Origin of the sequence: Halanaerobium sp. ST460_2HS_T2 (assembly GCF_003337665.1) — a bacterium.
Lineage (GTDB): Bacteria > Bacillota > Halanaerobiia > Halanaerobiales > Halanaerobiaceae > Halanaerobium > Halanaerobium kushneri.
This window is the reverse complement of record NZ_QPJF01000016.1, coordinates 59,927-83,226: the sequence shown is the minus strand read 5'-3', so window position 1 is coordinate 83,226 and position 23,300 is coordinate 59,927. Positions and strand designations below refer to the sequence as shown.

Sequence of the window (23,300 nt, the reverse complement as noted above, 5' to 3'; positions counted from 1 at the left end):
GGAGTATTTAATGACAAAGGCAGTAATCTTAAGAGAAAAATCAAATCTATATAAATATTTAGTTTATAATCAGGAAGATAGTATTATTTACTGTATTACAGAAACTGAAAAATCAGCTGCTGCAGAGGCTGAAATTAAAAGAAAAATTCCTCTAGAGCAGAATGACTTTCAGCTGAAAATCATTTCGGATCTTTCTTTGGAGGAAGAATTATTTTTAATCTGGCCTCAAATAATTGCAAATTTTGAGGTCTATTTCTCTTTTTCTAATAACTGGTTAAAAAGAGCTCAGCTTTTTTTAGAAGAGCGGGAAGTGAAAATTAAAGTAGAAACAAAAATGGCTCAGAAAAAGCTGGCACAGCCAAAAGTAATTGCTTTTTTAGAAAACAATTTGAGCAGATATTTAGATGAAATAAAAAAAGTCAGTGTTCATAATGGAGATTTTTTGCCGGAAATAGAAGAAAAATCAGATCCTGCTAAGTTTAAGCAGCGTTCAGAAAGGACTGCTCCTCCAGCTCAAAACTATTCTCAGGGGAGAAGTTCGGGAGGTGGCAGCTCTCACTCTGGTCGTAAACGAAAGAATAAAAATCGCTATGGCAGAGTTATTAGAGGTCAGAAGACCCATGATCTGGTAGAATTAGATACAGAAATTCCTTCGGTTATTGTTGAAGCTGATCTTTTCGATATTGATGTTCGCCAGACCAGAAAGGGCAGTTATCTGTATATCTTAAAAATAACAGATTATGACAGCTCGATATCAGCTAAAACTTTTACTGATGAGAAAGATGATTTTTTAGATGGTTTAAATAAAGGTCAGCATTTAAAAATCAGGGGTAAGGTGAGCTTTGATCCTTACAGCAAGGAATGGGGAATTATATTTAATGATCTGATCCCTCTGGAAAAAGAGACCAGACAGGATAAAGCTGAGAAAAAAAGAGTTGAACTGCATCTCCATACTCAGATGAGTGCCATGGATTCTGTTATTAATGTTAAAGATGTAGTTAAAAGAGCGGGGGACTGGGGTCATAAAGCAATTGCAATTACTGATCATGGAGTTGTTCAGGCTTTTCCAGATGCTTATTCAGCCGGAGAAAAGTATGGTGTAAAAATAATTTATGGTGTTGAAGCATATCTTGTAGATGATGGAGAACCGATTGTTAATAATCCTTATTCCTCTCATTTAGATGAAACAGAATTTATAGTTTTTGATTTAGAGACTACAGGTTTAAATCCCTCCCAGCACGAAATTATTGAAATTGGTGCTGTTAAAATTAAAAATGGGAAAAAAATTGATGAATTCAAATCATTTATCAATCCTGGAGTGAAAATTCCAGCAAAAATTACTGAAATAACAGGAATTAACAGCAGTATGATAGCTGATGCACCTGATTTAAAGACAGTAATTAATCAATTTGTTGACTTTGTTGAATCTGGGGTCCTGGTAGCTCATAATGCAGATTTTGATTATGGTTTTATTCGAACAGCCCTGGAAAGTTTAGAAATTAAAAAAGATGATTATACAGTGCTTGATACACTGGGTCTGTCCAGAGCTCTTGTTAAAGATAGTAAAAATCATAAACTGAATACTCTGGCTAAATATTTTGGAGTTGATCTTGAAAATCATCACCGGGCACTTGATGATGCGGCGGCAACAGCAGAGATACTTTCTCATTTACTGGATATTATTAAAGAGGATGGTTCAGAAAATCTAGATCAGATCAATAATTATATTTCTAAGATTGACTGGAAAGATTTAAGACCTTTCCATGCCGTTATTCTTGCCAAAAATAAAAAGGGGCTTAAAAATCTTTATAAATTAATTTCTATTTCTCATTTAAATAATTTCTATAAAAAACCAAGGATTTTAAAGAGTGTACTTTTACAGCACCGGAATGGATTAATTATAGGTTCGGCCTGTGAAGCAGGCCAGATTTATAAAGCTTTTGTTAATAATAGGCCTCGAAATGAAATAAAGAAAGTAGCAAAACTTTATGACTATCTGGAGTTGCAGCCGCTGGGGAATAATCAATTTTTGATTCCTGATAAGGTTAATTCAAGAGATGATCTTAAAGAGATAAATAGAAAAATCTATCAGCTGGGGCAGGAATTAAATAAGCCTGTTGTGGCAACAACTGATTCTCATTTTCTGGATCCTAAAGATAGTATTTTTAGAGAAATTTTGCAGACAGGTCAGGGTTTTAATGATGCTGATCAGCAACCTCCAATTTATTACCGGACAACTGAGGAGATGTTAAAAGAGTTTTCTTATTTTGGAGAAGATACTGCTCGAGAAATTGTAGTGGAAAATCCAAATAAAATTGCTGAGCAGATTAGTAAAATTAAACCAATTCCTGACGGATTATTTACTCCAGAGATTGAGGGAGCAGAAGCAGAAATCAGAAATATGTCCTATGAACGGGCACATCAGTTTTACGGTAAAGAGTTACCACAATTAGTAATTGACAGGCTGGAAAAAGAACTTTCTTCAATTATTGAAAATGGTTTTGCAGTTATTTATTTAATTGCGCATAAACTTGTTAAAAAATCACTGGAAGATGGATATTTGGTGGGATCAAGAGGTTCAGTTGGTTCTTCTTTTGTGGCGACAATGACCGAAATTACAGAGGTTAATCCCCTGCCACCTCATTATCGCTGTCCTCAGTGTTCAAAGCATGAGTTTATTACCGATGGATCAATAGGAACTGGAGTTGATTTACCGGACAAAATCTGTCCTGACTGTGGGACTGAATATATTAAAGATGGTTTTGATATTCCTTTTGAAGTATTCATGGGCTTTAAAGGAGATAAAGTACCTGATATTGATTTGAACTTTTCTGGTGAATATCAGGGCAAAATTCATAAATACACTGAAGAATTTTTTGGTAGAGATTATGTCTATAAAGCCGGTACGATTTCTACAATTGCAGATCGGACTGCATTTGGTTTTGTTAAAAATTACCTTGATGATAAAGGGATGGAAGTTAAAAGAGCAGAAATTGATCGACTTGTAGCAGGCTGCACAGGTGTTCGCAGAACTACTGGTCAGCATCCAGGTGGATTAATGATTGTACCGAAGGCAAATAGCATTTTTGATTTTAGTCCAATTCAACATCCAGCCAATGATCAGGATACCGATATTAGAACAACTCACTTTGATTATCATTCAATTAGTGGTCGGATACTTAAGCTTGATTTACTTGGGCATGATGATCCGACTTCACTCAGATTGCTGCAGGATATGACCGGTATTGAACCACAGGATATACCACTTGATGATCCGGATACAATGAGCATTTTTTCTGGTACTGATATTCTGGGGGTTGATCCTGAACTGCTGGGAACTGACATAGGGACTTTAGGAATTCCCGAATTTGGTACTTCGTTTGTTCAACAAATGTTACGTGACACAAGACCCACTACTTTTGCAGAATTAGTTCGTATTAGTGGGCTTTCGCACGGTACTGATGTCTGGTTAAATAATGCTCAGGATTTAATAAGAGATGATAAAGCAGAACTGGCAGAAGTTATTTCAGTTCGTGATGACATAATGAATTATCTTCTTCAGCGAGGAGTTGAACCTTCAACAGCCTTCTGGATTATGGAACATGTTCGAAAAGGTAAGGGACTGACAGAAGAAGAGGAAGAAGCAATGCGGGGAAATAATGTTCCTGACTGGTATATAGATTCCTGTAAGAAGATTAAATATATGTTTCCCAAGGCACATGCTGCTGCTTATGTAACAATGGCTTATAGAATTGCCTATTTTAAAGTCCATCATCCGGCTGCTTTCTATACTGCTTATTTTTCGATTAAAGCTGATGATTTTGATGCTCAGCTTGCCTGTAATGGTAGAGAAAAGGTTGTTAATAAAATAGAAGAGCTGGAAGCACTGGGGAATGACATGACAGCTAAAGAAAGTGGGACTCTTACTGTTTTAAGAATTGTACTGGAAGCTATGATGAGAGGAATTGAATTTTTGCCAGTTGACATTTATGAATCTGAGGCAGATCACTTTATCAAAAAAGATGAAAATAAACTTCTAGCACCGCTGATCAGTCTGCAGGGACTTGGTGGCAGTGCTGCTGAAAGTGTTGTAATTGAAAGACAGAAATCAGATTTCACCTCAATTGAGGAGTTGTCAAATAGAACTTCTCTTACCTCAACAGTTATTGAAGTATTGAGAGAACACGGTTCCCTGGAAGGTATGCCAGAACGGAACCAGCTCTCTTTGTTTTAAATTATTGTTACTGGACACCTGAAAATATTGATCTTAAATTAAAATAAATGATTTAATAATGTATTCAATATTTACGAGAACCCGGTACCATTAAAAACTTGCAAGTCCAAATAAGCTGTGATAGAATTATAAAGGAAAGAGTTCTGATAAATACTAATGTTGATTTTAGGAGTGGGGGTGTCTTCCCACTCTTTTATTATAGTTTAGGTAATTTTTAATAAAAATTAAATATTTAAGAAAGAGGGGTGTCTTATTTGGGGAAAGTTGCTGAAACAGTAACCGATTTTATACTTCCTATTGCCCATAGTGAAGAATTAAACCTGGTTGATGTTGAATTTTTAAAAGAAGGTAGTAACTGGATTTTACGTATTTTTCTTGAAAATAAAGATGGTGATTTAACTATAGAAGAATGCGAAAAAGTCAGCAGAGCCTTAAGTGTAATTCTGGATGAAGAAGATCCAATCGATAAAAGTTATATATTAGAGGTTTCATCTCCCGGGCTGGAAAGACCACTTAAAACGGAAGAGGATTTTGAGCGTTTTAAGGGAGAGTTAATTGCGGTTAAAACTTTTAAAAAGATTAATGGAAAAAAAGAGTTTATAGGTACTTTGAAAGATTTTGAAAAGGATAAAATAATATTGATTTTGGCTGATAAGCAGGAGATATCTATTGATTACAGTCTGGTAGCAAGAGCTAATTTAACTTTTGAAATTTAAATTTGAGGGGGGAAAAATATGAATCTAGAATTCATTCAGGCCCTGGATGATATAGAAAAGGATAAAGGTATTTCTAAAGATGTATTATTAGAGGCCATTGAAACAGCACTGGTTTCTGCCTATAAAAAAGATTTTGGTTCTAAAGATAATGTTAGAATTGAAATTTCTGCAGAAGCAGGAGAAGTTAAAGTCTTTTCTCGTAAAGAAGTTGTAGAAGAAGTTGAAAATAAAAATAGCGAGATTGCTTTAGCGGAAGCTGAAAATATAGACAGCAAATATGATATTGGAGATATTGTTGAGATAGAGGTTACACCTGCAAACTTTGGTAGAATTGCAGCCCAGACAGCAAAACAGGTTGTAATGCAGAGAATCAGAGAAGCAGAGAGGGATGTAATTTTTGATCAGTATAAAGAAAAAGAAGATGATCTGATAACAGGTACTATTCAGCGTTTCCATAATGATAATATACTAATAGATATGGGGAAAACTGAAGCTTTACTGCCACCATCTGAGCAGATTGCTGGCGAAAGATATGAAATTGGAGAAAGAATTAAACTCTATGTAGTTGAAGTAAGCACTACAAATAAAGGTCCAAGAATTTTGGTATCCAGAACTCATCCTGGACTTTTAAAAAGACTTTTTGAAATTGAAGTTCCGGAAATTTTCCAGGGACTTGTGGAGATTAAAGCTGTAGCCAGAGAAGCTGGTCAGCGTTCTAAAATGGCAGTAAGCAGTTCTGACAGTCAGGTTGATCCTGTTGGAGCCTGTGTTGGTCCAAAGGGAATGAGGGTTCAGGCAGTTGTAGATCAGTTAAACAATGAGAAAATTGATATAGTTAAGTGGGATGATAATCCTGAAGTTTTTGTTGCCAATGCCTTAAATCCGGCTGAGGTAGTTAGTGTTAATATTAATAAATCAGAAAAGATTGCAGAGGTTGTTGTTCCAGATTTTCAGCTTTCTCTTGCAATAGGTAAAGAAGGTCAGAACGCCCGCCTGGCTGCAAAGTTAACTGGTTGGAAAGTTGATATTAAAAAGGAATCTGAAGTTGAAGCAGAACCTGAAAATATTGAGGAGATTGAACAGAGTGCGGCCGAACTGGCAGAGAGTTTAGATGAGTTTGAAGAAAGTAATGAGGAATTAGATCAGAATGAAATAGAGACTGAAGCAGCTGAAAAATCTAAGGCTAATACCGAAGCTGAAGTCGAAGAAGATTCTGAAGAGCTAGAAAAACTGGATTAAATTTATCAAATAAAAAATCTTAAGGAGGATTGAGATTGCAGAGTAGAAGCCCTATTCGTCAATGTGTAGGTTGTGGTGCCAGAAGAGACAAGATTGAACTTTTAAGAGTCGTAAATAATAAAGGAGAAATTTTAGTTGATCCAGGTGGAAGAACCCCTGGACGAGGTGCTTATCTCTGTCCTAATATGGATTGTTTAGATAAAGCAGTAGAAAAAGGTGCTCTAAAAAAAGCACTAAGGAAAGATATTTCTGATGAAATTTATGAAAAAATTTCGGAGGAGATTAAACATGATTAACTAACAGTAGAATATTTTGGAGGTGCAAGTATGGCAAAAATTAGAGTTTATAATCTGGCTCATGAGCTGGATATGGATAGTAAAGAAGTAATTGAAATACTAAATGATCTTGATATTGAGGTATCAAGTCATATGAGTACAATAACTGACGAAACAGCAGAACTTGTAAAAGGAATGTATGCAGAAGATAGTACTGCAGAAGAAAACGAAAAGGCTCACAAAGAGGCTATCAAAGCTGAAGCTGAGGCTGAGACTGCAGAAGAAGCAGAGACAGCTGTGGAAACTGAAACTGAAATTGAAGCTGAAGCTGATGAGGATGCAGTAGAAATCGAAACTCCAATTACAGTTAAAGAATTTGCTGAAGAAGTAGGAGAGGCTCCCAATAATTTAATTGTAGAATTAATGAATATGGGAGTAATGGCTAATGTGAATCAGAGTCTGGATGAAGACACTCTGGAATTACTGGCTGAAGAGCTTGGAATAAAGATAAAATTGAAATCCGAGGAAGAAGAGAAGGCTTCTCTAAGAGTTGGACCGGAGATTGAAGATAAAGAGGAAGATTTAGTAGTTAGACCCCCTATTGTTACAGTAATGGGTCATGTTGACCACGGTAAAACTACTCTTTTAGATGTAATTAGAGAAAGTCGGGTGGCAGGCAGTGAAGCTGGTGGAATTACCCAGCATATTGGTGCCTACCAGGCAGAGGTTGATAATAAAAAGATTACTTTTATTGATACACCAGGTCACGAAGCTTTTACAGCTATGAGAGCAAGAGGAGCTCAAATTACTGATATTGCGATTTTAGTAGTTGCTGCAGATGATGGAATTATGCCTCAAACAGAAGAGGCAATTAACCATGCTAAGGCTGCAGGGATTCCGATTATTGTTGCGATAAATAAAATTGATAAAGCAAATGCCCAGCCCGAAAGAGTAAAACAGGAGTTAACCGAATATGGTTTAGTTCCTGAAGATTGGGGTGGAAATACAATCTGTGTTAATGTTTCTGCACTTCAGAAACAAAACATAGGTGAGCTTTTAGAAATGATTATTTTGGTCTCAGAGATGGAAGAATTGAAAGCAAATCCTAATCGACTGGCGGAAGGTATAGTTATTGAGGCCGAACTTGATAAAGGACGGGGACCTGTTGCAACTGTGCTGGTCAAAAATGGTACTTTAAAAGTAGGTGATCCAATACTTGCTGGTTTAACTTCCGGTAGGGTCAGAGCAATGTTCAATGAATATGGAGATTCTCTGGATGAAGCAGGCCCTTCTGCAGCTGTTGAGGTACTTGGTTTTAATGAGGTTCCTGCAGCAGGTGATTTTGTTCAGGTCTTAGAAGATGAACGTCAGGCAAGAGATGTAGCCTCTGACAGACAGGCTGAAAAAAGACAGGCTGAACTTAGATCTGATGCCAAGGTTTCTTTAGATGATCTTTATAAGCAGATTCAGGAAGGTGAAGTTAAAGAACTGAATATTATTATTAAAGCTGATGTTCAGGGTTCAATTGAAGCACTTAAAGCTTCTCTGTTAAGACTTGGTACAGAGGAAGTAACAGTTAATGTTATTCACACAGGTGTTGGTGGTGTAAATGAAACTGATGTCAACCTTGCCAGTGCTTCCAATGCAATTATTATTGGATTTAATGTTAGACCTGATAATAATGCTCTCAGGGCAGCTGAAAAAGAAAAAGTTGATATTAGAACTTATAGAGTTATCTATAAAGCTTTAGAAGATATTAAAGATGCTATGGCTGGACTGCTTGATCCTGAGTTAAGAGAGGAAGTTACAGGTCGGGCAGAAGTTAGAGATACTTTTAAAGTTCCTGATGTAGGTATTATTGCCGGAGCTTATATTACTGATGGTCATGTAAACCGAAATTATGATGCCCGTCTGATCAGGGATGGAGTAGTTATTCATGAGGGAACAATTTCTTCTCTCAAGAGGTTTGAAAATGATGTCAGAGAAGTAAAATCAGGTTATGAATGTGGAATTGGAATTGAAAATTATAATGATATTAAAGTTGGAGATATTATTGAATTCTATACTTATAAGGAGATCAAAAGATCCTTATAGAGGTGAGGTAAAATGACAAATAAACGTGCAATAAGAGTTGGAGAATTATTAAAAGAGGAAATTAGTCAGATTGTTCTTAGAGAAATGAAAGATCCAAGAATTGGATTTGTCTCTGTAACCGATGTCGAAGTCAGCGGAGATCTAAGACATGCAAAGGTCTTTATCAGTGTTTATGGAAGTGATAAAGAAAAGGAAGAAACTCTGGAAGGTCTCCAGCAGGCTCAGGGTTTTGTCCGTAAACTTGTGGGAGAAAGAATTAAAATTCATCATACTCCAGAGATAATTTTCCGTTATGATGATTCCATTGAAAATGGAGTTCATATTTCAGAAATAATCAAAGACCTTAAAGAATCAGGAGAGATAAAGGAGTCTGACTCTGATGCAGAAGAAAATTAAAGAAATTATTAAAATTATAAATGAAAATGATAATTTTTTAATTGTTGGCCATGTTGGTGCAGATGGTGACAGTATCGGTTCAGTAACTGCTTTAACTCGATTATTACAAAAAGAAAACAAAAAAGCCAGAGCCTATCTGAATCGAGATACTCTGGCTCCTTTTTCTTTTCTGGAAGTTAAAGAAGAATTCTTTTATACTGATTCAGAGAAACTAAAAAATGAAATAAAGGCTGATGATTTTATATTAATCACCCTGGATTCCGGAACGTTAGAGAGAATTGATCTGGATCCAGGATTTATAGAATCAGCGCAAGCAATTATTAATATTGATCACCATGAGGATAACAGCTGTTTTGGCAAAGTAAACCTGGTTCAACCAGATCGGGCTGCAGTGGGAGAAATTATTTATAATTTTGCTGTAGAATTTTTGGGAGATAATATTCCGCTTACTATTGCTGAACCTCTGGCTACGGCAATTATAACTGATACCGGTGCTCTGCGTTACGAAAACACATCTTCTAGAGTTTTAAGAATACTGGCTGATTTAATGGATTTCGGGGTTAATATTTATAAAATAAACAAAAAAATATTTGGTAGTTTAAGCTATAAGGCGCTGGTGTTAAAAGGTCTGGCTTTAGCTACACTAAATAGAAGTAAGGATGGTAAAATAGCCTGGCTTTATGTCAGCCGGGAAATGATGCATGAAGCTGAAACCGATTATACTGAAGGCCTGGTCAGTCTGGCCAGAGATATAGAAAATGTAGAAATAGGAATATTATTTACAGAGGAAGAAAAAAAGGAAATCAAGGTAAGTCTGCGGTCAAATTTTTATGCAGAGGTAAATAAACTGGCGGCCGAATTTGATGGTGGAGGTCATCCTCGAGCTGCAGGTGCAACTGTTACTAAAACTCTGGCGGAAACAATCGATTCTGTGGTAGAGGCAGCGAAAAAATATGTTTAATGGTACTGCAAATATATTAAAACCTCCGGGTATTTCTTCCTTTGCATTCATCAAAAGTTTGCGCTGGCTGCTTGATGAAAAAAAGGCCGGCCATACAGGGACTCTGGACCCAGCTGCCGCTGGAGTTTTGGGTGTCTGTTTTGGTAAAGCTACTAAAACTATACCCTTTTTAGATGATAGTCGTAAAGAATATATTTGTGAAATGAAACTTGGGACAAGAACAGATTCTCTGGATTTAGAAGGCCAGGTTATCAGAGAAGATTTAAATTGGAATTATCTTAGCTCAGCTGAAGTTGAGGCAGCTATAATAAGTTTTAAGGGTAAACAGCAGCAGATACCACCAATGTATTCGGCTCTTCATTACGAGGGGAAAAGACTCTATCAGTTAGCCAGGAGGGGGATTGTGGTGGACAGAAAAAGCCGAGAGGTTGAGATATTCAATCTTGAAGTGCTGGAAATTAATTTGCCATTAATTCGCTTCAAGGCAGAAGTATCCCGCGGAACTTACATTCGTTCACTGGTGAGAGATATTGGTGAAAAATTAAATACCAATGCTGTGATGACTTTTCTGCTTAGAACTAAATCAGGTCCTTTTTTGCTCGAAAATTCAGTGACTTATGAGCAGATTGAAAAAATGGGTCCGGATATCTTACTTAAACCGTATGAGCCACTAAAACTACCCCGTTATACGATTAAAGACGAGGAACATCAGCGAGCTGAAAATGGCAACTATTTAATTAAAGAAAATTTTGTGGAAAGTGAGCTAAAAATTGAAGTTGGAGAATATTTTCTTCTCTTTTCAGAATCAGGAAAGTTTTTAGCAATCAGTCAGCATCAACTTGAAGATGATTATCATATTTATCAGCCACATAAAGTTTTTATTTAGTTCTGGAGGAAATCTATATGCAGGTTATAACAAGTAATGAATATAATAAATTTAGAGATAGTAATACCTGTCTTGCAATTGGAGCTTTTGATGGTTTACATAAAGGTCATCAATTAATTATTAGCCAGGCGCTTAAGGAGGCCAAAAAAAATAATTATCCAGCTGCAGTTTTATCTTTTCATCCTCATCCCTTAGAAATTATTCCTGGCAAAAACCCACCCCCTTCTATAGTTTCCAGACAGCAGAAAATTTCTCTTCTGGAAGCCATGGGTGTTGATTATTATTTTGAACAGGAGTTTAATCAGGAATTTGCTCAATTAAGAGCAGAAGAATTTATCAATAACATTTTGCTTGCTAGCTTAAGAGTAAATACTGTAGTTGTTGGTGATGATTTTCGTTTTGCCTATAAAAATGAGGGAAATGTTGAAATTTTAAAAAAAATGGGTGAGCTGCATGGTTATCAGGCCAAAATTATTTCTCAACTTCATGCTAGTGATGACCGGATATCAAGTACAAGGATTAGAAGTCTGCTTAAAAACGGTAAAATAAAAAAAGCTAAAAAGCTGCTGGGAAGATCATATCAGATTTGCGGTAAGGTAGTACATGGTAAAAAAAGAGGCAGGAAATTGGGATTTCCCACAGCAAATTTAAGTCTGGAGACCAATTATGCTCTTCCACCTGAAGGTGTTTATGCTGTTAAAGTACATCATTGTGGAAAAGAATATATTGGGGCAGCTAATCTGGGTTATAATCCCACTTTTAATAATCAGGATATTTCTTTTGAAGTTTATATTTTAGATTTTGAAGGTGATCTTTACGGACAGAGATTATGTGTGGATATTATAGAATTTATTAGAGGCGAAAAAGATTTTGCTGCTAAAGAAGAATTAATCAACCAGATGCAGCAAGATATTCTTTACACGCGCGAGCTTTTATGTTAAAATTATAAAGAAAGTTTTAAATTACCGCTGGCTAGGATTTCGACTCTCCGACGTCTTCTTGGCCTGTGGCGAATTGTTTTTACAGGAGGTGAATTTATATGTTAAGTAAAGAAGAAAAGCAAGAAATAATTAAGGAATATCAGTTAGAAGAAGGCGATACTGGTTCAACTGAAGTACAGGTTGCTCTTTTAACTGCAAGAATTGCTGAGTTAACTGAACACTTAAAAGACCATAAAAATGATCATCATTCACGAAGAGGATTATTAAAAATGGTAGGTAAAAGAAGAAAGTTACTTAGATATTTACAAAATAATGATGTTCTGCGTTATCGTGAATTAATTTCTAAATTAGGTATTCGCGGTTAATAATGCATACTAAAAGAGCGGGGCAATCCCCGCTCTTTATTTGAATAAGGAGGAAAAAACATGAAAGAATGGACAATTGATTTTGCCGGTGATGATTTTAATTTTCAAACCGGTAAACTGGCCAAACAGGCCAATGGTTCAGTAGTAGTCCGCTGTGGAGATTCACAGGTTTTAGTTACAGCTGTTATGGATGAACCGAGACCAGGAATGAACTATTTTCCTTTAATGGTTAATTATGAGGAGAGAGTTTATGCAATCGGACAGATTCCTGGTAGTATTATGAGAAGAGAGGGAAGACCCAGAGATGAAGCTACTTTGGCTGCTAGAGTGATTGACCGCTCTATCAGACCACTATTTCCAGATGGTTTTCGTCATGATGTACAGATTGTAGCAACAATTTTATCTGTAGATGATGATCATGATCCTGAAGTTCTGGCTTTAAATGGTGCTTCTGCTGCTTTAACTTTATCTGATATACCTTTTGCAGGACCTATCGGAGGAGTGAAAGTTGGACTTGTTGATGACGAAATTATTATTAATCCAGATGCAGAAGAAAGAGAAAATAGTGATTTGGATCTTGTAGTTGCAGGTAGTAAAGATGCTATTATGATGGTAGAAGCAAGTGCGAACGAAGTAAGTGAAGCAACTGTTTTAGAAGCAATGAAAGCTGCGCATGAAGAGATCAAAAAGATTATTAGTTTACAGGAAGAAATGCGCGAAGAGGCTGGAGAAGAAAAATTCCACTTTGAGCCACCAACTGTTGATCAGGAAATTCAGGCCAAAGTTGATCAGATTTTAGGTGATAAGCTGAAAGAAGCTATTCAGATTCAGGAAAAACAGCCTAGAAGTGATAGAATTGATGAATTAAAAGCTGAACTCAAAGAAACCATTAATCCTGAAGAGGATGAAGAACTCGATTCTCAAATTTCTTTAGCTTTTGAAAAAATGTTAAAGAAATCAGTTAAGAGTTTAGTAGTTGAAGATGGAATTCGTCCTGATGGTAGAGATTATGATGAGATCCGACCTATCTGGGCAGAAGTTGATTTTGTACCAAGGGCTCATGGATCTGGTATCTTTACCAGAGGTGAAACTCAGGCCTTAAGTGTTTTAACATTGGGTTCTTCAAGTGATGAACAGACTCTATTTGGTCTTGGGGAAAATGAAACCAAACGCTATATGCACCATTACAATTTCCCATCCTTCTGTGTTGGCGAAACTGCGCCTATGCGCTCACCAGGAAGAAGAGAAATTGGTCATGGTACCTTAGGTGAAAAGGCATTACTGCCAGTAATTCCATCCGAAGATGAGTTTCCATATACAATCAGAATTGTTTCTGAGGTTTTAGAATCTAATGGTTCTTCCTCACAGGCAAGTATCTGTGGTAGTACTTTAGCCTTAATGGCTGCTGGGGTACCAATTAAAGCACCTGTTGCTGGTATTGCTATGGGATTAATGAAAAAAGATGATGATGTTGTAATTTTGTCTGATATTCAGGGCTTTGAAGACTTTAATGGAGACATGGACTTTAAAGTTGCTGGTACTAAAGATGGAATTACAGCTTTACAGATGGATATTAAATTAAAGGGTCTATCTTATGATATCTTAGAAGAAGCTCTAGAAAAAGCTAAAAAAGGTAGAATGCATATCATGGGTAAAATGCTGGAAGTTATACCTGAACCTCGTCCAGAACTATCAGAAAATGCACCTGCAATTATCACCATGAATATTGATCCAGAAAAGATCAGATTTGTTATTGGTCCTGGTGGAAAGATGATCAATAAGATTATTGATGAAACTGGAGCCAGCATTGATATCGAAGACGACGGTCTGGTTAAGATTATGACCGAAGATCAGGAAGGCGGCCAGCAGGCTAAAGAAATGATTGAGCGCTTAACTGAGGAAGTTAAAGTTGGTAAAATTTATCAGGGTAAAGTAAAGAGAATCATGAACTTTGGTGCTTTTGTAGAAATTTTACCAAATAAAGAAGGGCTTGTTCATATTTCTAAATTGGCTGATCATCATGTAAAAGAAGTTGGCGATGTTGTTTCTGTAGGAGATGAAATTCCTGTTAAAGTTATTGAAATAGATAATCAGGATAGGATTAATTTATCTCTAAAAGATGCAAAAAAAGAGCTGGACAATAAAGAATAAATATAATAAATAAAGTTAAAGTATTATATTAGTGAATAATAATCTTGATAACTGGAGATGACTCTTAAATGATACTGGGTAAACATGTTTCTATAGCTGGTGGTCTTGATAAATCTTTTCAAAGAGCAGCTGATATTGGCTGTAATACAATGCAGATTTTTGTTAAAAATCCACGTGGCTGGAAAATGCGTGAGGTTGAGCAAGCTGAAATAGAGAGGTTTAAGAAAGCGAGACAAAAACATAAAATTAATCCAGTTGTAGTACATGCTGCCTATCTAATTAATTTGGCATCTCCTAAAAAAGATTTATGGGAAAAATCAATTTCAGCTCTTAAGTCTGAATACCAGCGCTGTGACAGGCTCGGAGCTGAATACCTGATTTTTCATCCCGGCAGTCATACTGGTTCTGGTTTAGAAAATGGTATCCAAAAGATTGCCAGAGCACTAAATATTATTTTTGCTGAAGTTGAGAGTGAAACCATGATTCTTTTAGAAAATACTGCTGGTGCAGGTACCAGCATTGGCGAAGGATTTTCTCAGCTTAAAGCAATTATTGATCAGGTTGATCAGTCAAATAGGCTTGGAGTTTGTATCGATAGCTGTCATGCTTTTACAGCTCACTATAATCTGGCAGAGAAAAATGGTTTAGAAGAATTAATCAGTGATTTTGATAATATTCTTGGTCTGGAACAATTAAAAGTTTTTCATCTTAATGATTCTAAATTTGACTGCTGTACTAACAAAGATGAACATGCTCATATTGGAGAGGGTAAAATTGGAAGCAAGGCGTTTAAACGAATAATTAATCATTCTAAATTAAGAGATAAAGTTTTTATTTTAGAAACACCATGGTTTGATAAAGAGAAAGATGATGATGTTATTTTATTAAAAAAACTAAGGGAGGACTAAAGTTGTCTGCTAGTGCTGAAATGTTATTAGAAGTTAGCCAGGAAATAAAACAAGAAATAGAGGCAGCATCCGGCAATGAAATTTTTATTAGAGCTCAATTGAATAATAAAGATATTATAGAAGAAATTGAAGTTCTGGCTAGAGGCAACAGTTATTCTGCACCTGCAGTAATAAATAATTTAATGCCCGGGGAAATAGTTATTCACAATCATCCATCGGGAGATTTAACTCCCTCAGCAGCAGATATCCGACTGGCCGCCAAAATGGCTGCAAGAGAAATTGGTTTTGCAATTATAAATAATCAGGCAGATCAGATTTATGTAGTAGTCGAAGCTGGAACTAAAAAAGAAAAGCAAAAATTGAACAAAAAGGAAATTTTAAGTTATTTTAAAAAAGAGGGAAAGTTGTCCCAGGAATTAAAAGGCTTTTCTGAGAGAAAAGAACAGCTGATAACAGCCGAAAAAATTATTGATTCTTTTAATCAACATCAATTTGATTTTATTGAGGCTGGAACCGGGACTGGTAAATCCTTTGCTTATTTAATACCTGCTCTTTTTTATAATAATTTAAATCAGGCCCGGATAGTAGTTTCTACAAATACAATTAACTTACAGGAACAGCTGATTAATAAAGATTTAGTTACTCTAAAACGAGTTTTGGATTTTGATTTTAATGCAGTTTTAGTCAAAGGAAGAAGTAATTACCTCTGTTTAAGAAAATTTAAAAATTTTAAAAAGAATTTTGATAATCAAGAATTAGAGCTTGAAGAAAAAATTTTTTATGAATTAGATGATTGGAAAAAAAATACTGAAAGTGGAGAAAAAAGCGAAATCAATTTTCAGTTACAAAATAAGATCTGGAATCAAATTGCTGCTGAAAGTGACCTTTGTTTAAAAACCTCCTGTCCCTTTTATTCTAATTGTTTTTTTATGAAAGCACGCAAGAAGATCTATAAAGCAGATATTTTAATTGTCAATCATCATCTCTTACTTTCTGATGCGAGGGTAAAAGATGATACAGGTTCAGTTGATAGAGGTATTCTGCCTAACTTTAATCATTTAATTATCGATGAAGCTCATAATATTGGTGAAATTGCAACTGATCATCTTGGCTACCCTCTTTATCAACCATTGATGGACAACTGGCTTAAAAGATTAAGTGGTGATAAGAAATCGCTTTTAGCAGAGATTAGGGAAGATATTGCATTTACAGTTGATTCTGATCAAAAAAGATTGCGAGAAATATTGGACAAAAAAATTATTCCTACAACGCAAAAGATTAGAGATCTGATTCCACAGTATTTTAATGAACTAAAAAATTTAATTTCAAATTATAAAGATAAAAAAATAACCATCGATGATAATTTGAAAAATAACCCTAAATGGAACGAATTTTATCAAACAGCAGAAGATCTGGCTGCTTATTTGAAAAATAATTTTTCTTTTCTGCAGATCATATACGAAAATTTATATCTTGGTTTAGAAGCCGAAACTGATGAGAGCGAAATGAAAATCAAATCTAGTTTAAATCGCTGCCAGGATCTGATTAAACGCATAGAATTTAATTTGCAGGCCGAAGATGATGATTATGTTTTCTGGCTGGAATCAAGCTATTATAGAGGTTCTGAGCAGATTGTACAGAAATCAGCTCCAATTGATGCTGGGAAATTTCTGCCTGACATGCTCTGGTCTAAATTAACAAATGTAATTTTTACTTCTGCTACTATTACAGCTGCAGGTTCATTTGATTATTTTTATCGAGAAACTGGCATTAAAAAAGCTGAAGAACTAAAGGTGGAATCTCCTTTTGATTATTCAAAGCAGGCTGAGCTTTTAATTCCTTTAGATTTTCCTGATCCAGGTAATAAAAATTTTTTAAAAGAACTTGTCAGCAGTTTAAAAAAAATTATATCTAAATCCCGGGGATCAACTATGGTCTTATTTACTTCTTACAGAATGCTGAGTTATTGTTATAATAATTTAAAATCAGAACTTGAAGAAAAAGGGATTCGGATCCTCTCCCAGTCAAAATTATCTCGAAATTATATAATGCAGGAGTTTCAAAGTGAATATCAAACAATAATCTTTGGGACTTCAAGTTTTTGGGAAGGGGTTGATTTGCCCGGAGATTTACTCAAATATTTAGTTATGGTTAAACTGCCATTTCCGGTTCCTGGAGAGCCCCTTTATAAAGCCAGGGAAGATCTTTTAAAATCAAAAGGCTTAAATCCATTTTATAATCTTGCTTTACCACAGGCAGTTATAAAATTTAGACAGGGTTTTGGCAGATTAATACGTTCTAAAAAAGATACAGGATTTATCATTCTATTTGACCGAAGAGTTATAAGCAGATCTTATGGACGCCAATTTTTGGATTCAATTCCATCAGATTGTCCGATTCTGGAAATAAAAGCTAAGGATATTATTAAAAAAATTGAAAATAATGGAGTTTAGAATATGCTAAAAATAAAAATATTTACAATAAACTTTTTAATATCATTTATAATAGTTTTACTTTCAGTTACTGTTATTGCTGCTCCAGACTTAAGTTTGATTTATGTTATTCAGCAGGGAGACACCTTATCCGAGATTGCGGCAGAATATGATGTTGATATTAATAAATTAAAAGCAGCAAATAACATTTCCAATAAAGCAAATATAAAAATGGGAGATGAGTTAATAATTCCTCAGGAAAAAAGTGAGAAAAGCAAAAATAAGAAAAAATTGTTATTTAAGGAATTTAACTCTACCAGAGAAGAATTATCTTTTACTATAAATACTCATTATGCTGCCAGAATTAATCCGGGTCATCAGGCACCAGATATTGATAAAATTCCAGAAGATAAAATTATAAATTATTATGTGGGGCCTGGAGATACTCTATATGATCTGGCAAGAGATTTTAGTACTACCATCGGGACAATTCTGGCTCTTAATAATAGGGAAAATAGTTTTTTGCGAAGTGGAGAAAGAATACGGCTTCCAATTAATAATTTAACTTCACATCAAATTTTAAATCAGAGAGTTAGCAAACAGGAACTTGATCTTTTAGCTCGTGCAGTCTATGGTGAATCAAGGGGAGAACCATATGCCGGTCAGGTTGCGGTAGCAGCAGTTATTATCAATAGAGTTTTGAGCCATCAGTTTCCAGATACCTTTGCTGAAGTAATCTATCAGGGAGGGCAATTTTCTGCAGTTAGTGATGGCCAAATTAATTTAAGCCCCAATCAGACTGCTTATAGAGCAGCAAGAGAAGCTTTAAATGGCAGTGACCCGACAAATGGAGCACTTTATTTTTATAATCCCAAAACAGCTACCAGAGTTAGCTTTTTTAAAGGGAGAAGGGTAGTAACTAAAATAGGAGATCATGTTTTTGTAGAATAGGGGTGAACTTTTTGTTAAATAATTTTTGCAGAACTTTCCAGCTTTCTAAAATAAAGCTGGCTTATTTTTTTACTATAATTATTATACTTTTCAGCAGCTCTGTTCTGGCTCAAGAAAACTTTATTAATAATTATAGTTCCCAAAGGCTGGTACCAATTTATCAAGTAGATAGAGATGATAACAAAATAACTTTAACAATTGATGGTGCCTGGGGAAGTAATAAAACAGAAGCACTGCTGGAGTTATTTGAGCAGCAGGAAATAAAAGTGTCCTTTTTCTTTGCCGGTATCTGGCTTGAAAATAATCCTGAGCTGGTTCAAAAAATATTAGAAGCTGGACATCAAATTTATAATCATTCCTACAGCCATCCTCATTTTAACAACTTAAATAAAGATGAAATAATCAGTGAACTTAAAAAAACTGAAGCAATAATTAATAAATATCAAAACCATGAAAATAAAATCAAACTTTTTCGACCACCTTATGGCGAATATAATAATCTTGTAATTAAAACAGCCAGGAAATTAGGTTATCAGGTGATCCAGTGGAGTCTTGATTCTCATGACTGGATGAATCCAGGTAAAGAGTATATTCTGCAGAGAGTTGTTTCCAATATTAATTCCGGTGATATACTTTTATTCCACAATAATTCAAATAATATTGTTGAGATATTAAGAGAAATTATTCCACTCTTAAAAAAAGATTACCAATTTGTCAAAATTGAAGAGCTAATTTATAATAATAATTATCAGATAAGTTCTCTAACTGGTTTACAATATAAAATGAAAGGTGATAATAATGATAATTAAGGTAGAGAGAGTAAATAAAGAAATTGAGTTACCCAGATATCAGCACCTGGGTGAGGATGCAGGACTTGACCTGCATGCTGCAGAAGAATTAACAATTAAAAGTGGGGAATATGAATTAATCAAAACTGGACTTAAAATTGCTGTTCCTGAAGGGTATGCAGCCTTTGTTTATCCTCGCAGTGGTCTGGCTTTAAAAAAAGGAGTAACAGTTTTAAATGCTGACGGAGTAATTGATTCTGGTTATAGAGGTGAAGTAGGAGTAATTTTAATTAACCACGGGGAGCAAGATTTCAAAATTAATTTTAATGATAGAATAGCTCAATTAATTATTCAGAAGGTAAATATTATCGAGTGGCAGGAAGTCGATAATTTAAGTAAAAGCCAGCGAGGAGAAGGCGGTTTTGGTCACACCGGAATAAAAAAGAATTAGGAGAGGGAAATTGTTATGTCTACAATTAAAGTTCCAGCAACATCTGCAAATTTAGGTCCCGGTTATGATACTCTGGGGCTTGCTTTAAGCCTGTATAATGATTTTGATATTAAAAAGCGAAAAGATCAGCAATTAAAAATTACAATTATTGATCAAAACAAAAATAAAGAAATTAAAATTGCCAGAAAAGATAATCTGGTGGCTCTGGCTTATCAAAAATATTTTGACTTTATTGCTGAAGATTTAATTGGAGCCGAAATAACTGAAAAGATGCACACACCACTCGCCCGGGGTCTCGGGAGCAGCTCTTCGGCTATTATTGGAGGGCTGGCTGCAGCGGCTATTGTCTCTGGGAAATTAATTAGTAAGACTGATTTTATTCAGCTGGCTGTTGATTTAGAAAAACATCCTGATAATGTAGTTCCAGCCCTTGTTGGTGGACTAACAATAAATTTTTATTGCAAAAATAACTATGATTATTATAAAATAGATATTGAGCAGGAACTTGATTTTATTCTGGTAGTGCCCGATTTTGAATTAAAAACTGAAAAATTAAGACAGGTTTTACCAGAAGTAGTAGATTATCCAAGTGCTATTAATAATCTGAGTAGAGTCAGTTTGCTTACAGCTGCCTTTATAAATAGAGAATATCATCTGTTAAAAACAGCAATGGAGGATCAGCTGCATCAACCATATAGAAAAAAACTAATTAAAGGATTTGACCAGGTGCTGGCAGCAGCCTATGAAAGTGGTGCTTATGGAGCTGCATTAAGTGGAGCTGGCCCAACTATTTTAGCCTGTACTCAGAAAAAATCTGATCAGATTGCCCAAAACATGAAAAAAGTTTTTGCATCTAATGCTGTCAAAACGGATATTTTTAAGGTAAAAGCCTGTAATCAGAGTCTGTATCAGAATTTAAAAGAGGAGATATCTTAAAATGATTAAACTGGCCCTGATTGCCAATCAAAAAGAATCATTAGAGCTTTTTCTTAATTTTTTTAATAAAAATAAAACTAAAATAGAAAAGTTAAGCTCACAAAAGCTGGAAATTAAATATATTTATGATGATTCTGATCAAAATAAAATTGAATATTTTTTAGCTGCCAGTCTAAATAAAATAGAGCTTATTAAAGATTATCAGAGCCTTATTAATACTGCTGAAATTGATATTATTATTGAATTGGAGAGAAAATTTAATTCTGCAGATTATTTACTTCAGGCTTTGAAAAATAAAAAAATTGTAATTACAAGTAATCATAAAGTACTGGCTGAAAATTATCTAATACTAAAAAAAGCGGAAGCAGAATTTAATACTAAATTATTTTTTTCAGCTTCTTTTTCACCACTACCAGTAAAAACGCTTATTGATAACTTTTATGCTCTGGATGAAGTAACTGAAATAAATGCTGTTTTAAATGCAACAACCAATTATATTTTATCAGAGATGGGAAAAAACACTGTAAGTATGAAGGAAACAGTTGAACAGGCAAAGGAAGCAAGTTATACAGAAGATAATCCTGAGCTGGATTTAAGTGGTTCGGACAGCCTTAATAAATCTATTTTAATGACTGAGCTAATTTTTAATAAGGCTTTTGATTTTTCAGCAGTTAGTTCCCGGGGAATTAAAGGAATCACCAGTTATGATTTGATTTATGCAGCCGAACTGGGTTATAAAATAAAATTGATTTGTACTATAAAAAAAGAAAAAGGTAAATTATATTTGGGAGTAAGGCCTAATTTAATTTCAGAGGATTCTTTTCTGGCAGATGTAAATGAAAACAGTAATGGAATTGAAATTATTTCAAATTATAATTCTAAAGTTATTTTTAAAGCGGAAAATAATGATTTAGCTCCTTTAAATCTTCTAAGTCAGGATTTGATTAAAGCGGCCCGAATTAGAGGTGGTTATGATAAAGTCTTATTAGAAGAGCCTGGACTAAATGAAAATAAATTAATAGATCTTTATCAGCATCAGGAAAATTCTTTTTATGTCAGGCTCCAGCTTGAAAAAGACAAGAAAATAATAGAAAATATCAAAAAAATATTTTCAGAAAAAAATCTGGCGGATTTAATTTTACATGATGATTTAACTGAAACACCACTACTGCCAGTAATAATTATAACCAAAAAAATTAAAGAAAAAGTTTTAGAAAAATTATTAAAAGAAGTAGAGAATGTAGAAGGAGTTCTGACTGTTAATAATGTAATAGCAGTTAAAACACACTAGCAAATATAATTAACAATAGGAAGGTGAAACAGTTGTCACTAATTGTACAAAAATATGGAGGTAGTTCAGTAGCAAATCCCGATTTGATTAAAAATGTTGCCAGAAGAGTAATTGAGGGTTATGAGGAAGGCAACCAGATGGTAGTTGTAGTTTCTGCAATGGGAGATACTACAGATCATTTGATAGAGTTGATGGGAAATATAACTGATGATCCAGATCCAAGAGAAGTAGATATGCTTTTAACCACTGGAGAGCAGGTTTCAATTGCTCTTTTAACAATGGCAATACATTCGCTGGGATATCCGGCAATTTCTTTAACAGGAAGTCAGATGAAGATAAAAACTAATGAAAAACATAACCAGGCCATGATTACAGATGTTGATACTACTCGACTCAGAAAAGAACTGGCAGAGAATAAGATTGTCATTGTAGCCGGTTTTCAGGGGATTAATGATAATCAGGATTTTACAACTCTGGGTCGTGGCGGTTCTGATACAACAACAGTTGCTGTTGCTGCAGCCATGAATGCCAATCGCTGTGAAATATATTCTGATGTTGATGGTGTTTATACTGCAGATCCCAGAGTTGTTAGTGATGCAAGTAAACTTGATTCTATTTCTTATGAGGAAATGCTGGAACTTGCAAATCTTGGTGCCAATGTTCTTCATCCCAGAGCAGTAGAACTGGCAAATAATTATAATTTAGAGTTATATATAGCTTCAAGTTTTAATAAGACAGTAGGAACTATTGTTAGAGGAGATGAGAAAATGGAAGGCAAAAAAAATGTAGTTGGAGCAGCGAGTGATTTAGGAGAAATAAAAATTACTGTTGAGAGAGTGCCAGATGAGCCCGGTATAGCTGGCAAAATGTTTAAAGCTCTTGCAGATGCGGGTGTCAATGTTGATATGATTATTCAGAATCTGCAGCGGGATGAACTAAATGATATTACCTTTACTATTAATCAGGAACAGGAAAAACTGGCAGTTAAAGTTCTAAATAAGATAAAAGAAAAGCTAAAATTTGATAATTACACAATAGATCAGGATGTTGCAAAAATTTCTATTGTTGGGGCCGGTATGCAGTCAACTCCAGGCATAGCTGCAAGAATGTTTACTTCATTTGGCGAAAATGATATTAATATTGAGATGATTACAACTTCTGAAATTAAAATTTCCTGTTTGATAAAAAAAGAAGAAGCAGATAAAGCTTTAAATGTTTTGCATAAAGAATTTCAGCTGGACCAGATTAATAATTAAATATTGCAAAAATTTGATTTTTCGCGTAT

Annotated in this window: 19 protein-coding genes; all 19 read left to right on the top strand. The window is 34.8% G+C overall.

The window, feature by feature from the left end; translation table 11 throughout:
• Positions 1-10: 10 nt before the first annotated feature.
• The 19 genes from DFR80_RS09100 (at position 11) to DFR80_RS09010 (ending at position 23,271) form a co-directional block, all read left to right on the top strand.
• On the top strand, positions 11-4,234 hold the full coding sequence (locus DFR80_RS09100) for a PolC-type DNA polymerase III (protein ID WP_114489786.1): 4,224 nt from the start codon (positions 11-13) through the stop codon (positions 4,232-4,234).
• Positions 4,235-4,479: 245 nt separating this feature from the next.
• Positions 4,480-4,950, top strand: coding sequence for a ribosome maturation factor RimP (gene rimP, locus DFR80_RS09095; RefSeq protein ID WP_199505798.1), 471 nt, complete (start codon positions 4,480-4,482; stop codon positions 4,948-4,950).
• 18 nt (positions 4,951-4,968) lie between these two features.
• Complete coding sequence (gene nusA, locus DFR80_RS09090) at positions 4,969-6,189, top strand: transcription termination factor NusA (protein ID WP_076543537.1); 1,221 nt, start codon at positions 4,969-4,971, stop codon at positions 6,187-6,189.
• Between the two features lie 35 nt (positions 6,190-6,224).
• Positions 6,225-6,485, top strand: a complete 261-nt coding sequence (gene rnpM / locus DFR80_RS09085) for an RNase P modulator RnpM (protein WP_076543536.1) — start codon at positions 6,225-6,227, stop codon at positions 6,483-6,485.
• A gap of 30 nt (positions 6,486-6,515) precedes the next feature.
• Positions 6,516-8,558, top strand: coding sequence for a translation initiation factor IF-2 (gene infB, locus DFR80_RS09080; protein ID WP_114489784.1), 2,043 nt, complete (start codon positions 6,516-6,518; stop codon positions 8,556-8,558).
• A gap of 12 nt (positions 8,559-8,570) precedes the next feature.
• Positions 8,571-8,954, top strand: coding sequence for a 30S ribosome-binding factor RbfA (rbfA, locus tag DFR80_RS09075; protein WP_076543534.1), 384 nt, complete (start codon positions 8,571-8,573; stop codon positions 8,952-8,954).
• Complete coding sequence (locus DFR80_RS09070; RefSeq protein WP_076543533.1) at positions 8,938-9,915, top strand: bifunctional oligoribonuclease/PAP phosphatase NrnA; 978 nt, start codon at positions 8,938-8,940, stop codon at positions 9,913-9,915. The genes rbfA and DFR80_RS09070 overlap by 17 nt, the downstream gene beginning before the upstream one ends.
• Complete coding sequence (gene truB / locus DFR80_RS09065; RefSeq protein ID WP_114489783.1) at positions 9,908-10,801, top strand: tRNA pseudouridine(55) synthase TruB; 894 nt, start codon at positions 9,908-9,910, stop codon at positions 10,799-10,801. Before DFR80_RS09070 ends, truB begins: the two co-directional genes overlap by 8 nt.
• 17 nt (positions 10,802-10,818) lie before the next feature.
• Positions 10,819-11,742: a bifunctional riboflavin kinase/FAD synthetase gene (locus tag DFR80_RS09060; protein ID WP_076543531.1), complete on the top strand. Its 924-nt coding sequence runs from the start codon at positions 10,819-10,821 to the stop codon at positions 11,740-11,742.
• Between the two features lie 98 nt (positions 11,743-11,840).
• Positions 11,841-12,107 (top strand): 30S ribosomal protein S15, encoded by a 267-nt coding sequence (gene rpsO, locus DFR80_RS09055; RefSeq protein ID WP_076543530.1) that lies wholly within the window; start codon positions 11,841-11,843, stop codon positions 12,105-12,107.
• A gap of 60 nt (positions 12,108-12,167) precedes the next feature.
• Positions 12,168-14,258: a polyribonucleotide nucleotidyltransferase gene (locus tag DFR80_RS09050; protein WP_076543529.1), complete on the top strand. Its 2,091-nt coding sequence runs from the start codon at positions 12,168-12,170 to the stop codon at positions 14,256-14,258.
• 68 nt (positions 14,259-14,326) lie between these two features.
• Positions 14,327-15,166, top strand: coding sequence for a deoxyribonuclease IV (locus tag DFR80_RS09045; RefSeq protein WP_076543528.1), 840 nt, complete (start codon positions 14,327-14,329; stop codon positions 15,164-15,166).
• Between the two features lie 2 nt (positions 15,167-15,168).
• Positions 15,169-17,619, top strand: coding sequence for a helicase C-terminal domain-containing protein (locus DFR80_RS09040; protein WP_114489782.1), 2,451 nt, complete (start codon positions 15,169-15,171; stop codon positions 17,617-17,619).
• Between the two features lie 3 nt (positions 17,620-17,622).
• On the top strand, positions 17,623-18,549 hold the full coding sequence (locus DFR80_RS09035) for a cell wall hydrolase (protein WP_114489781.1): 927 nt from the start codon (positions 17,623-17,625) through the stop codon (positions 18,547-18,549).
• Between the two features lie 11 nt (positions 18,550-18,560).
• On the top strand, positions 18,561-19,358 hold the full coding sequence (locus tag DFR80_RS09030) for a polysaccharide deacetylase family protein (protein ID WP_076543525.1): 798 nt from the start codon (positions 18,561-18,563) through the stop codon (positions 19,356-19,358).
• A complete protein-coding gene (gene dut, locus DFR80_RS09025; RefSeq protein ID WP_076543524.1) occupies positions 19,348-19,788 on the top strand; it encodes a dUTP diphosphatase in 441 nt (146 codons plus the stop codon). Before DFR80_RS09030 ends, dut begins: the two co-directional genes overlap by 11 nt.
• 15 nt (positions 19,789-19,803) lie before the next feature.
• Positions 19,804-20,724 (top strand): homoserine kinase, encoded by a 921-nt coding sequence (gene thrB / locus DFR80_RS09020; RefSeq protein WP_076543523.1) that lies wholly within the window; start codon positions 19,804-19,806, stop codon positions 20,722-20,724.
• Between the two features lies 1 nt (position 20,725).
• Positions 20,726-22,015: a homoserine dehydrogenase gene (locus DFR80_RS09015; RefSeq protein ID WP_114489780.1), complete on the top strand. Its 1,290-nt coding sequence runs from the start codon at positions 20,726-20,728 to the stop codon at positions 22,013-22,015.
• Between the two features lie 32 nt (positions 22,016-22,047).
• Positions 22,048-23,271, top strand: a complete 1,224-nt coding sequence (locus tag DFR80_RS09010) for an aspartate kinase (RefSeq protein ID WP_076543521.1) — start codon at positions 22,048-22,050, stop codon at positions 23,269-23,271.
• The last annotated feature ends 29 nt before the right edge of the window (positions 23,272-23,300 follow it).